Raw genomic sequence first — 13,498 nt, 5'->3', positions numbered from 1 at the left:
CCCAAAGACAGCTTCGGCTGTCTTTTTTTTCGTCTGCTACTTTTCCTTGGCGCCGCTTGCCAGTCTTGATCTGGCGCAAATGCTCCTCTTTTCGCCGTGCCATAGTGATCTGGCAAACAGACGAAGGGAGACATCATGAGCACCGCTAAAACGAAAAAAACACCGGCCACCGGTTCGGCTGAAGGCATGTCCGTCATGTCTTCCATGCAGGCGATGCCGGTCGAGGGCGACATGCAGGCCGATGCTGATGCGGCGGGCGGCGACGCCATGCCGGGGCTGCGCCTGGGCGTGTCATACGCGGACCAGGCGGCGCTCGCCCAGGGCGCGACCGCCGTGGATGCCGGCGCCATGCCGGGCGGCGGCATGCAGCAGGCACCGCAAGGCATGGCGGGCACCAGCTGCATGCAGATCGGTGGCGGCGGCATGGGCGGCGATGGTGGCGGTGGCAACGGCGGTGACGGGGGGCAGGGTGGCGGTACGCCGCAGACGCGCACCTGCGCCACGATGGATGTGCATCGCCGCCTGCTGACCGAAGATCCATCCTATGCGAACGTGCGCGCCGATATCGAAAACCTGGCCGGACTATACGAGGGCGACAGCAGCATTGCCGGACGTTCCGGCGTGACGCAGATACCGGTGGTGGTGCACGTGGTGTGGAATACGGCCGCGCAGAATATTTCGGATGCGCAGATCGCCAGCCAGATCGATGTCCTCAATCGCGACTTCCGACACGTCAACCCGGATGTGAACAGCACGCCGACGCCATTTTTGCCGCTGACGGCCGATGCGCGCGTCGAGTTTGCGCTGGCCACGACCGATCCGCATGGCGCGGCCACCAGCGGCATCGAGCGGCGCCAGACGACGGTCGCCTCGTTTGGCGCGGACGATGCCGTCAAGTCGCAGGCGACGGGCGGCATGGATGCCTGGCCGGCCGACAGCTACCTGAATATCTGGGTGTGCCAGCTCGGTGGCGGCTTGCTGGGCTACGCTCAGTTCCCCGGCGGCCCGGCGGCCACCGATGGCGTGGTGATCCTGCAATCGGCCTTCGGCACGACCGGCACGGCCGCGCCGCCGTTCCACCTGGGGCGCACGGCCACGCATGAAATCGGCCACTGGCTGAACCTGAACCATATCTGGGGCGACGACGGCACCGGCTGCTCGGGCACGGACAACGTGGCCGACACGCCCAACCAGGGCGGGCCGAATACGGGCCAGCCTTCGTTCCCCCACATTTCCTGCAGCAATGGTCCGAATGGCGACATGTTCATGAACTATATGGATTACGTCGACGATCCCGCCATGTTCATGTTCACGGCGGGCCAGGTGGCGCGCATGCAGGCCTGTCTCGATGGTCCGCGCGCCAGTATCGGCACAGGAGGCACGGGGGCAGGCGCCACGCCGCGCCAGAGTTCTTCTCCCGTCGTGGCCTGGGGGGCGAACCGCCTCGACGTCTTCGTGCTGGGTACGGACCGCGCGCTGTACCACAAGGCCTGGAATGGCTCGACCTGGGCGCCGTCCGTCACCGGCTATGAAGGGCAGGGAGGCATCTGTACCAGTGCGCCGCAGGTGGTGTCGTGGGCGCCGAACCGGCTCGACGTGTTCGTCACGGGCACCGACAGCGGTTTGTTCCACAAATGGTGGAACGGTACGGCCTGGGGACCGTCCCTGACCGGCTATGAAGCCATGGGCGGCTTGTGCGTGGGCGACCCGCGCGCCGTGGCCTGGGGGCCGAACCGCCTCGACGTGTTTGTCGTCGGCACGGACCGGGGCCTGTATCACAAGTGGTGGAATGGCGCCGCCTGGGGGCCGTCGCTGACGGGTTACGAAGCCATGGGCGGCATCTGTCTGGGCCAGCCGGAAGCTGTGGCATGGGGGCCGAACCGCCTCGATGTCTTCGTCATCGGCACGGATCGGGCCCTGTACCACAAGTGGTGGAACGGCACGGCCTGGGGACCGTCGCTGACGGGCTATGAGCGCCTGGGCGGCATCTGCACCTCGTCGCCGAAGGCGGTGGCGTGGGGACCGAACCGCCTCGACGTGTTTGTCACGGGTACCGATGGCGCCCTGTACCACAAGTGGTGGGATGGCGCGAAATGGGGGCCTTCCAACGATGGTTTTGAACGACTGGGCGGCATTTGCATGGGCGAAGTGGAAGCCGTGTCGTGGGCGCCCAACCGGCTCGACCTGTTCGTCATCGGCACGGACAGCGCCCTGTACCACAAGGCATGGAACGGCAGCGCCTGGAGTCCGTCGCTGACGGGATTTGAAAACCTGGGCGGCATCTGCACCTCGCGTCCGCGCGCCACGGCCTGGGCGGCGAACCGCCTCGACGTATTCGTCACGGGCACGAATGGCGCCCTGTTCCACAAGGCGTGGAACGGCACGGCCTGGTCGCCCTCCGTGAGCGGCTATGAAAGTCTGGGCGGCGTGGTATCGTGTTTCTGACGTTCATGTGTTAAACGGGAGGCGGCATGCACGGCATGACGATGGCTTTGCCCAGCGGTAGCTGGACGCATTCCTTCGAGGAGGATGCAGACGGTATCGAGGTGTACCGGCCTACGGCCACGTTCGCCTTTCCGCCCAGCCGCCAGGGGCGCAAGGTGCTCGAGTTCGGCGCGCCCGCCGGCGCCATGGCGCCAGGGGAGGCGACCTTGACGTCCATGACGCCCGGCCCCGATGACCGGCCCCGCGCCGGCCCCGTGACCCGGCTGCACCCCCTGGGCATGGGACGCTATGCGCTCAGTGACGCCAGCGGGACGCAGGAGGTGATCGACATCGTCGAAGCGACGCCCGACGTGCTGCGCCTGTCGCGGCGTTAAGGTGTGCCGCGCAGCTTACAGGCGAGCGCCGTGCGGTTGCCCACGCCCAGCTTCTGGTAAATCGCATGCAACTGGTTGCGCACGGTGGCCGGCGACTTGCCCAGTTCCCTGGCGATGCTTTTATAGGGCAAGCCTTCGGCCGCCATGGCCGCCACCAGCCGTTCGGCCGGGGTCAGGCGCTGCATGGAATCCTGCCTGAAACGTTGTTTGTCATCCTTGTTCTCCTGTCCGTGTGCGGCATGCCGGTGGCATGCCTGCAGGGATAACGGGAACGCGGGACGTATCTGTAAAATTATCTGTACAACTATTTTCCCTGCGGCCGCTACGGGGCGATGGGCGAAAAAAAAGACAGGCGAACCTGTCTTTTCGTATGACGGGGTGGCGATCAGCCGATGGCCGCCATGGACACTGGTTTCAGCTTGGCCGCCAGCGCCTTGCCCTTCTTCGCGCGCTTGCCGAAGTGTTCGACCAGGGCCGTGGCGCCCAGCGACGCATCCTGCGGTTTCGATGCCCGGCCGATGCCCGAGACCACCACGCCGCGCTGGGTGATCGGCTGCACGGCCAGCAGCTTGTCCTTGGCATCGAGGTCGATCAGCTTGACGCCCGTGCCGCCTTTGGACAGGGTTTTCATTTCATCGAGGCCGAACACCAGCAGGCGCGCGCCTTCCGTCAGGCAGGCCAGGGCACTGGCCGCCTCGGGGATAACTTTGGGCGCCAGAGGCACGTCGCCGTCGTCCAGGGTGATGAAGGCCTTGCCGCCTTTCAGACGGCTCGTCATGTCGCCTGCCTTGGCGATGAAGCCGTAGCCAGCGCTCGATGCCAGCAGCAAGTTGGTGGCGCCATTGCCCGCAAAGTAATGGAGGATGCGCACGGCGTTGCCGGGCGTGCCGCCGCTCAGGTCGCACAAGGTCGTGATCGGCACGCCGTCGCCGCGGGCGTTGGGCAGTGCCGAGACGGGAACCGAGTAAATCTTGCCATTGTTGCCAAAGCCCAGCAGGGTATCGACCGTGCGGCACTCGAAGGCGCCATGCAGGCTGTCGCCCGCCTTGAACGTGAATTGCGCCGCATCGTGGCCGATGCCGGTGCGCGCGCGCACCCAGCCTTTTTCCGAAATGATGACGGTGACGGGTTCATCGACCACCTTCTGTTCGGCCACGGCTTTCTGCGCTTCCTCGATCAGGGTGCGGCGCGCGTCGCCGAACTGCTTGGCGTCCGCTTCGATCTCGCGGATGACGGCGCGCTTCATCGAGCCCGGGTTGTCGAGCAGGTCTTGCAAGGATTTTTCTTCCTTGCGCAGCTCGGCCAGTTCCTGCTGGATCTTGATCGTTTCCAGGCGCGCCAGCTGGCGCAAGCGGATTTCCAGGATATCGTCAGCCTGGCGTTCGGACAGTTTGAACGCGTCGATCAGGGCCGCCTTCGGCTCATCCGAATTGCGGATGATCTGGATCACCTTGTCGATATTGAGCAGGATCGCTTCGCGCCCTTCCAGGATATGGATGCGGTCCTTGACCTTGCCCAGTTTGTAGCCGGTGCGGCGCGTGACGGTCTCGAAGCGGAAATCGATCCACTCGCGCAGGATGTCGCCCAGGCCTTTCTGGCGCGGACGGCCATCGCCGCCGATCATCACCAGGTTGATCGAGGTCGACGATTCCAGCGACGTATGCGCCAGCAGCATCAGCATGAACTCCGTCTGGTCCTGGTTCTTCGATTTCGGTTCGAACACGAGGCGCACGGGCGCGGCGCGGCCCGACTCGTCGCGGATGGTGTCGAGCGAATTGAGGATCAGCGCCTTCAGGGCCACCTGGTCCGGCGACAGCGCCTTCTTACCCAGCTTGATCTTTGGATTCGTCAATTCCTCGATTTCTTCCAGCACCTTTTGCGACGAGGTGCCGGGCGGCAGTTCCGTCACGACGGCTTGCCACTGGCCGCGCGCCAGTTCTTCGATCTTCCAGCGTGCGCGCACCTTCATGCTGCCACGGCCGCTCGCGTACATGTCCTGGATTTGCGATGGCGGCGTGATGATCTGGCCGCCGCCGGGGAAGTCCGGACCGGGAATGATGGCCATCAGTTCGGCGTGCGTTATCTTCGGATCGCGGATCATGGCGACAGCCGCCTTGGCCACTTCCGCCAGGTTGTGCGACGGGATTTCCGTCGCCAGGCCCACGGCGATGCCGGAGGCGCCATTGAGCAGCACCATCGGCAGGCGTGCCGGCAGCAGCTTCGGTTCTTCCGTCGAACCGTCGTAGTTGGGCTGGAAGTCCACCGTGCCCATGCCGATTTCATCCATCAGCAGCTTGGCGATCGGCGTCAGGCGCGCTTCCGTGTAACGCATGGCCGCGGCGCCGTCGCCGTCGCGCGAGCCGAAGTTGCCCTGGCCATCGATCAGTGGGTAGCGCAGCGAGAAATCCTGCGCCATGCGTACTAGCGCGTCGTACACGGACTGGTCGCCATGCGGATGCAGTTTACCCAGCACGTCGCCGACCACGGCCGCCGATTTGCGGGGCTTGGCCGTGGAATTGAGGCCCAGCTCATTCATCGCATACAGGATGCGGCGCTGCACGGGCTTCTGTCCGTCGCACACGTCGGGCAGGGCGCGGCCCTTGACGACGGAGATGGCGTAGTCGAGATAGGCGCGCTCGGCGAAGGTGGACAGGGTCAGCGCTTCGCCGTCGAATACCGGTTCATCCGGCTCGATCGGCTCAGGCTGGGCATCGTCAAATAAATTGGTTTGTGTGGACATGGCGCTTGTTTCGGTGTTAAGTGGTTGCGGTTGAATTCGTGGAGCTGATTATGACAGCCCGGATTTGGAAAAGGACTTGCCGTACGTCAGATACATGTAGCGCAAGGTCAAATAGAGCACGGCCAGGGCCAGTTCGACGCCGTTATGCATCATCGGCATGGCGCGGATGGCCGGGGCTTGGCTGGCCAGCACGAAAGTGGCGATGGACGGCACCAGCACCACCGGCCAGATCGTCTTCCATTTGAAATCGCTGGGGGAAAACAGCAAGCCGGCACACGACCAGACATACAGCGCGGCGCCGACGAAGGCGGCCGGCAGCAGTTGCAAATACAGTTGCAGCAGCAAGCCCGCGCAGCCGATCAGCCATGCCGCGCGCAGGCGGGGCAAGAGCGCCTCTGGCCAGCCGCAATCGCCATACAGACCGGTGGCGCTGCGCAGGGCCAGCGCCGCCAGGCAAAACATCAATGGCATGGCATCGCCGATGGCCAGCGCCGACTGGCCCCTGCCGCTCATGAACATGGCGGCGAACAGCGACAGGCCCAGGCACAGGAGCAGCAGCATGCCGTGCAGCAACTGGCGGTTCATCGCATACGCGAGCAGGGCCGACGCGCACAGGCCGGCCGCAGTGACGAGGCGCATGGTATCGCCGCGTTCGGGCAGGAACAGCAGCAAGGCCAGCACGAGGTAGGGCGCGATCCAGCCCAGTTGCCGCAAGCCGGGCCGTTGCCACAGCACGGGCAGGCGTTCCTGCAACGTTTCCTGCAGCGCTTCCAGGCGCGCGAACAGGGGCGCCGGCCAGCGCAAGGCATGCATGGCCAGCAGGGAAAAGGCGAGCGCCTGGAAGCCCAGCAGGCTGGCATAGGCAGCCGTGTCGCCGAGCTTGAAGCCGGCCGCATCGAGCACACCCGCGAGCATGAAGTGCAGCACGAAACCCAGGCCGCCCGAGGCCAGCGCCGTCTGCTTGAAGTAGCGTTTGGCATGGACGGCGTGTTCCCACTGCTCGAACAGGTCTGTATCGAGCTTGCAGGCAAGCATCTCGCTGTGCTGCCAGCGTATCGCGTGCAGCAGTTCGCGCAGCTGCAGCGTGAATTTGCGGTCGAACAGCTGGCGCGCGTAGGCGCTTGGCGGCTGCTGCGACATGATGCAGTCCAGGCCGGGGTAGCTGTCGCGGTTGTCGCTGAAATGGGCAAACGAGCGGTCTGCCCGGTAACGCTGCACGGCGCCGCGCACCAGGTCCGCATGGCTGCGCACCAGGTAGGAAAAGTCGCGGTCCCAGCCCAGCTGCTCGAACAGGGCCTGGCGCAGCGCCAGGTCATAGCCGGCGCTGGCGCAATAGCGCAGCGCGCACAGGTCGAATTCCTCGCGCACGTCAAGGTTCAGCATGGCGTCGTCCTGCAGCATGCCGGCCAGCACGTCGCCGGCATCCGCATGCCGCGTCAGCTCCAGGCAGCCTTGCCACAGATTAGCCGCTTCCTGCGCCGGGTCGATGGCGACCACGCCCCATTGTTCCGGCGGGCGCCTCTGTTCTTGCGTTGGTTCGTCGATCACGCCCCACAGTTCCGTGCAGGCGTCGTGTGGGGCCTCGTCGATGACGCCCCACAGGTCTGCCGGTTCCATGGGCGGCGCTTCTGGCGTTTCCGCCGCTGCCGCTTCGGCCGCTTGCGGTTCCGGAAATTCCTCAGCAAACAGGTGCACATGGCGCAGCGCGTATTCATATGCTTCGCGCAGTTCCTGGAAGGCGGCCGGATCGTCTTCGGGACGCGTCACCTTCAGGCGCTTCGCGTACGCGCGCTTGAGGGCGCGCTCGTCGCCCGTCGGCTCCGTGTCCAGGATCTTCCACAGGCTGCGCTGCCCGTTGTGCATGCCGCCGTCCATTTACAGGAAGCTCTCGCTCTCGACCTGGCGCAACACCTCGTCGAGCGCCTGGCGCGCCTTGCGGATGGTGTTCGGGTCCTGCGTTTCCAGCGCCGCCTGGAAATTGGCCGTGTGCGCCGCCAGGTACTGGCGCACGTCGCCCAGCGACTGCTCGTACAATCGGTCGGCGCGCGTGACCAGGGTGCGGTTTTCCATCTGTTCGCGCGGGTGGATCTTTAGGTCGGCCAGTTCCGCAAAGCGCTGCTCGATCTGTTCCGGCGTCATCACGCCCGCATTGTCGCTGATGACCATCTTGTGCTTTTCCTGCGTGGCCAGCACCGTCACTTCCGCTTCCAGCACGCCGCTGACGTCATAGGTGAAGCGCACGTCGATGCCGATCTCGCCCGCCTTTTTCGCGGGTATCGGGAAGCTGATCTTGCCGAGGAAGACGTTGTCGGCCACCAGGCGCGACTCGCCCTGGAAGATCGCCACGTTGATTTCCTTCTGGTTGTCGTAGATGGTGGTGATGTTTTCCGTGCGCGAGACAGGCACCACGGAATTGCGCTCGATGATGGGCAGGTAATGCCCGCCTTCATATTGGTTCGCGCCGACCTGGCGCGAAATCGAAATGCCCAGCGAGTACGGCGCCACGTCCGTCATCACCACTTCATCGAGGGCAGAGTCGCGCATCTTGAGGCCTGCCTGCACGGCGGCTCCCAGTGCCACGGCTTCATCCGGGTCCAGGTGGATGGCGGGGAAGCGGCCGAACATGCGCGAGACGAGTTTACGCACCAGCGGCATGCGCGTGGCGCCGCCGGCCAGCACCACTTCATTCAATTCCGCGGCGCGGATGGTGGCGTCGCGCAGCGCCCGTTCGACGGGCAGGCGCAGGCGCGCCAGCAGCGGTTCGCACAGCTGCGCCAGCTTGTCCTCGTTGATCTCCCAGCTGTATTCCTTGTCCTGGTAGCGCGTGGCCATGCGCACGGACGGCTGCTCCGACAGCAGGCGCTTGACGCGCTCGGCTTCATCGCGCAGCAGCTGCTGCTGGCGCGGGTCGAGCAGGCGGCCGCCGACAGCGTCGCGCAGGCCGCTGCCTTCCAGGAAGGCGTCGACCAGCACGGTGACGAAGTCTTCGCCCCCTAAAAAATTGTCGCCAGCCGAGGCGCGCACTTCCATCACGCCTTCGAACAGTTCCAGGATCGACACGTCGAAGGTGCCGCCGCCCAGGTCGAAGACGAGGAATTTGCTTTCCTGTTCCTTGTCGCGGATGCCGTAGGCCAGCGCGGCGGCCGTCGGCTCATTCAGCAGCCGCTCCACGCGTAAGCCCGCCAGTTGTCCCGCGATGCGCGTGGCCTTGCGCTGCGCATCGCTGAAATACGCGGGCACCGTAATGATGGCTTCCTCGACCTTGTGCCCTAAAAAGGCTTCGGCATCTTCCTTCAGCGCGCGCAGCACCATCGACGACAGCTCTTCCGGACGGAATTGCTGCGTGCCGAGGGTGATCTTCTTTTCGCTGCCCATGTAGCGCTTGAAGACGGCCGCCGTCAGTTGCGGGTGCGTCTGCAGGCGCTCGCGCGCGGCGCGGCCCACCAGCACGGTGCCGTCGTCATCGATGCTCACGCACGACGGCGTCAGGTGTTCACCGAGCGCATTCGGGATGATGGAAGCCTTGCCGTCGCGCCAGATGGCGACCAGGCTGTTGGTGGTGCCCAGGTCGATGCCGATGATCATCAGATATCCGCCTCCGCTTCATTGCCGTGTTCTTCGATCCAGGCGCGGCGTCCTGCCGCTTCGCCTTTACCCATCAACATATTGAAGCGGGAGGCTGAGGCCATGTGGTCGACTTCACCGAGCGTGACGGGCAGCAGACGGCGCGTGTCCGGGTTCATCGTCGTTTCCCACAGCTGCTCGGCGTTCATCTCGCCCAGGCCCTTGAAGCGCGAGATCGACCAGGCGCCCTGTTTCACGCCTTCCTTGCGCAGCTTGTCCTCGATGGCGAGCAGTTCGCCGTCGTCGAGCGCATAGATCTTCTGCATCGGCTTCTTGCCGCGCGCGGGCGCATCCACGCGATACAGGGGCGGGCGGGCGATGCAGATGTGGCCCTTGTTGATCAGGGCCGGGAAGTGCTTGAAGAAGAGCGTCAGCAGCAGTACCTGGATGTGCGAGCCATCCACGTCCGCATCGGACAGGATGCAGATCTTGCCGTAGCGAAGGCCGGACAGGTCGGGCGAGTCGCCCACGCTGTGCGGATCGACGCCGATGGCGACCGCGATGTCGTGGATCTCGTTATTCGCGAACAGGCGGTCGCGGTCCGTTTCCCACGAATTCAAGACCTTGCCGCGCAGGGGAAGAATTGCCTGGAATTCCTTGTCGCGGCCCATCTTGGCTGAACCGCCCGCCGAGTCGCCCTCGACGAGGAACAGTTCATTGCGCGTGATGTCCGACGATTCGCAGTCGGTCAGCTTGCCCGGCAGGACGGCGACGCCCGAGGATTTTTTCTTTTCCACTTTTTGCAGCGAGCGCTGGCGCGATTGCGCCTGCTTGATCACCAGCTCGGCCAGCTTCTTGCCGTAGTCGACGTGCTGGTTCAGCCACAGTTCCAGCGGCGGCTTGGTGAAGGTCGAGACGAGGCGCACGGCGTCGCGCGAGTTCAGGCGTTCCTTGATCTGGCCCTGGAATTGCGGGTCCAGCACCTTGGCCGACAGCACGAAGGAAGCGCGCGCGAACACGTCTTCCGGCAGCAATTTGACGCCTTTCGGCAGCAGCGAGTGCATTTCGACGAAGTTTTTGACGGCGCCGAACAGGCCGTCGCGCAAGCCCGATTCGTGCGTGCCGCCATTCGAGGTGGGAATCAGGTTGACATACGATTCGCGCACGATGGCGCCTTCTTCCGTCCACGCCACCACCCAGGCCGCGCCTTCGCCCTCGGCAAAGCCTTCCGAGTCCGGGCCCGCATACTGCGCGCCTTCAAACAGGGGAATCAGGGTTTCGCCATTCGATACCTGCGCCAGCGTTTCGGTCAGGTAGCCGCGCAAGCCTTCCGCGTACAGCCAGGTCTGCGTATCGCCCGTTTTCGCGTTGGTGAGCGTGACGGTGACGCCGGGCAGCAGCACGGCTTTCGAGCGCAGCAGGCGTTGCAGCTCGGTTTGCGAAATGTTCGGCGAATCAAAGTATTTGGCATCGGGCCAGGCGGTGACGCGTGTACCCGACTTCTTGCCGTCGCGCGGGGCGGGGCGGGAGCTCAGGGGCTCGATCACGTCGCCATTGGCAAACACCATGTGATGCAGGCCGTTGCCGTCGCTTTCCTTGCGCCAGACGGTGATTTCCAGGCGCGTGGACAGCGCATTGGTGACGGACACGCCGACGCCGTGCAAGCCGCCAGAGAACGCGTAGGCGCCGCCCGAACCCTTGTCGAACTTGCCGCCCGCGTGCAGCCGTGTAAACACGATTTCCACCGTCGGCACGCCTTCTTCCGGGTGCAGACCGACGGGAATGCCGCGGCCATTGTCTTCCACGGTGATGCTGCCATCCGTGTTTTGCGTGACGGCGATATGCGTGCAATGACCGCCCAGCGCCTCGTCGGAGGCATTGTCGATCACTTCCTGAATGATGTGCAGCGGATTTTCAGTGCGGGTGTACATCCCCGGGCGCTGCTTGACGGGTTCCAGTCCTTTCAGGACACGGATGGATGATTCGCTGTAGTCGGATGCTGGTTTTTTAGTGGCCATACGTGTTCAAGCTAATAAAGACAGTGGTTGGAACGCCAGGCCAGGGCACTGCGGGGCGCAGTGACAGCGGCGGCGATAACTGTATGAATATACAGTATATCCCGTCCAGCGTCACTGGGGGAGGGCAGTGCGGCAGGCTTGGCGTCCTTGTGCGGACGCTCGCGCATTCTATCTTGTCCCGCGAGCAATAGCGCTACTCCAGGGCAACAACAGTGCGCCGCGCGCGTGGTTTGGCGCCCATTGTGAAGGATTTTATGCGGTAAAGCGCCCGTTTTTACATCTTGTTTACAGCTGCCTCCCCAGTCTTTACGAATTTTTTAGACCCTTTTGGCTAATCTGCTCACTATCAAAACAAACCTGAATGAGGGTGGGAATGGATCTCGTGTATCTCGGCTTGATTGCCGTGTTTTTCGTCGTGGCGGCCGGATTTGCCGTCGCCTGCGACAAATTAGGGAGCGTCAAATGAACGCGTTTTATGTGCTGGGCGCCGTCGTGTCGGCTGGCCTGCTCGTGTACCTGCTGGTGGCGCTGCTGAAGGCGGAGGAACTGTGATGACGACGCAATCGATACTGTTATTGGTGGCTTTCCTGGCCGTTCTGCTGGCCGCGGGCTATCCGCTGGGCCTGTATATGGCCAGGGTGGCCGGCGATGGCCCCGTGCGCGGCCTGGGCTGGCTGCAAAAGCTGGAAAATCTGCTGTACCGCTGGTCCGGCCTGCCCGCCGACAAGGCCATGGGCTGGAAAAGCTATGCCATCGCCCTGATCGTCTTCAATACCGTGGGCGCCGTCTTCGTCTACGGCCTGCAGCGCCTGCAGGGCTTCTTGCCCTTGAATCCCCAGGGTCTCGGCGCCGTCAGCCCCGATTCCTCGTTCAATACCACCGTCAGCTTCGTCGCTAATACCAACTGGCAGGGCTACGGCGGTGAACAGACCATGAGCTACCTGACACAGATGCTGGGTATGGCATGCCAGAACTTCTTTTCGGCGGCCACCGGCATCGCCGTGATCTTCGCGCTGGTGCGCGGCTTCGCCTCGCGCTCGGGCAAATCGATCGGTAACTTCTGGGTCGACCTGGTGCGCTCGACCCTGTACATCCTGCTGCCGCTGTCCCTGGCCCTGTCCGTCGTCTTCATGGGCGAAGGCATGATCCAGAATTTTTCCGCCTACAAGGAAGTAACTTTGCTCGACCACGTGGCGTATGAAACGCCGAAAGTGACCGCCGATGGCCAGCCCGTGCTGGATGCGGCCGGCAAGCCCGTGATGGAAGCGCAAGTGGCGACCACGCAGACGATCGCCATGGGGCCCGTCGCGTCGCAGGAATCGATCAAGCTGCTGGGTACGAACGGCGGCGGCTTCTTCAATGCCAATTCCTCGCACCCGTACGAAAATCCCACCGTGCTGTCGAACTTCCTGCAGATGCTGGCCATCTTCATCATTCCCGCCGGCCTGTGTTTCACGTTCGGCCGCATGGTGGGCGACATGCGCCAGGGCTGGGCCGTGCTGGCCGCGATGACCCTGATCTTTGTCGTCATGACGGCCGGCGTGATGAGCGCCGAGCAGCAGGCCAATCCTGCGCTGCAGGCACTGGGCGTGGACCAGCAGGCCAGCAGCCTGCAATCGGGCGGCAATATGGAAGGCAAGGAAACGCGCTTCGGCATCAGCTCCTCGACGCTGTTCGCGGCGGTGACGACTGCCGCATCGTGCGGCGCCGTCAACTCCATGCACGATTCCTACATGCCCCTGGGCGGCATGGTGCCGCTGCTGCTGATGCAGTTCGGCGAAGTGATCTTCGGCGGCGTGGGCACGGGCTTGTACGGCATGCTGATGTTCGCCATCCTGGCCGTCTTCATCGCCGGCCTGATGATAGGCCGCACGCCCGAATACCTGGGCAAGAAAATCCAGGCCTATGAAATGAAGATGGTGTCGCTGGCCATCCTGATTACGCCAGCCCTCGTATTGACGGGCACGGCGATCGCCGTGATGGTCGAACCGGGTACGGTGGGCGTGGCCAATCCGGGCGCGCACGGCTTCTCGGAAATCCTCTACGCCTTCACGTCGGCGGCCAACAACAACGGCAGCGCGTTTGCCGGCCTGTCCGCCAACACGCCGTTCTACAACGTGATGCTGGCGATCTCCATGTGGTTCGGCCGCTTCGGCGTGATCGTGCCCGTGCTGGCGGTGGCCGGTTCGCTGGCGGCCAAGCAGCGCCTGTCGGCCAATGCCGGCACTATGCCCACGCACGGCCCCATGTTCATCGGCTTGCTGATCGGCGTTGTCGTGCTGGTCGGCGTATTGAATTACGTTCCCGCGCTGGCCCTGGGCCCGATCGTCGAACACCTGCAACTTTTCATCAAATAA

9 protein-coding genes are annotated in these 13,498 nt (G+C 64.0%); 4 read left to right on the top strand and 5 right to left on the bottom strand.

Going from position 1 to position 13,498, the window contains the following annotated elements:
• Positions 1-135: 135 nt before the first annotated feature.
• Together O0879_RS15960 and O0879_RS15955 are read left to right on the top strand one after the other, a co-directional pair.
• A complete protein-coding gene (locus tag O0879_RS15960) occupies positions 136-2,445 on the top strand; it encodes a M43 family zinc metalloprotease (RefSeq protein ID WP_289917364.1) in 2,310 nt (769 codons plus the stop codon).
• Between the two features lie 26 nt (positions 2,446-2,471).
• Positions 2,472-2,819 (top strand): hypothetical protein, encoded by a 348-nt coding sequence (locus tag O0879_RS15955; protein ID WP_289917363.1) that lies wholly within the window; start codon positions 2,472-2,474, stop codon positions 2,817-2,819.
• Here the strand turns inward: O0879_RS15955 and O0879_RS15950 are convergent.
• The 5 genes from O0879_RS15950 to O0879_RS15930 form a co-directional block, all read right to left on the bottom strand.
• Positions 2,816-3,004 (bottom strand): helix-turn-helix transcriptional regulator, encoded by a 189-nt coding sequence (locus O0879_RS15950; protein WP_251350242.1) that lies wholly within the window; start codon positions 3,002-3,004, stop codon positions 2,816-2,818. The two genes, O0879_RS15955 and O0879_RS15950, sit on opposite strands and share 4 nt — an antisense overlap.
• A gap of 200 nt (positions 3,005-3,204) precedes the next feature.
• Positions 3,205-5,559, bottom strand: a complete 2,355-nt coding sequence (gene parC / locus O0879_RS15945) for a DNA topoisomerase IV subunit A (RefSeq protein WP_289917362.1) — start codon at positions 5,557-5,559, stop codon at positions 3,205-3,207.
• A 48-nt stretch (positions 5,560-5,607) separates the two neighbouring features.
• Positions 5,608-7,422, bottom strand: a complete 1,815-nt coding sequence (locus O0879_RS15940) for a J domain-containing protein (RefSeq protein ID WP_289917360.1) — start codon at positions 7,420-7,422, stop codon at positions 5,608-5,610.
• A 12-nt stretch (positions 7,423-7,434) separates the two neighbouring features.
• The gene (locus O0879_RS15935) at positions 7,435-9,144 is read right to left on the bottom strand and encodes a molecular chaperone HscC (RefSeq protein ID WP_289917358.1); all 1,710 of its coding nucleotides are present in this window, start codon (positions 9,142-9,144) and stop codon (positions 7,435-7,437) included.
• The gene (locus O0879_RS15930; protein ID WP_289917356.1) at positions 9,144-11,141 is read right to left on the bottom strand and encodes a DNA topoisomerase IV subunit B; all 1,998 of its coding nucleotides are present in this window, start codon (positions 11,139-11,141) and stop codon (positions 9,144-9,146) included. The genes O0879_RS15935 and O0879_RS15930 overlap by 1 nt, the downstream gene beginning before the upstream one ends.
• A 462-nt stretch (positions 11,142-11,603) precedes the next feature.
• Between O0879_RS15930 and kdpF the strand changes: the two genes are divergently transcribed.
• Both kdpF and kdpA read left to right on the top strand, forming a co-directional pair.
• On the top strand, positions 11,604-11,693 hold the full coding sequence (gene kdpF / locus O0879_RS15925) for a K(+)-transporting ATPase subunit F (RefSeq protein ID WP_034746483.1): 90 nt from the start codon (positions 11,604-11,606) through the stop codon (positions 11,691-11,693).
• Entirely contained in the window at positions 11,693-13,498 is a 1,806-nt protein-coding gene (kdpA, locus tag O0879_RS15920; protein WP_289917354.1) for a potassium-transporting ATPase subunit KdpA, read from the top strand. The genes kdpF and kdpA overlap by 1 nt, the downstream gene beginning before the upstream one ends.

The sequence above is a fragment of the Janthinobacterium sp. SUN120 genome (assembly GCF_030397735.1).
Classification (GTDB): Bacteria; Pseudomonadota; Gammaproteobacteria; order Burkholderiales; family Burkholderiaceae_D; genus Janthinobacterium; species Janthinobacterium kumbetense.
Note: the sequence above shows the minus strand (reverse complement) of the source record. Positions and strands in the feature narration are given on the sequence as shown.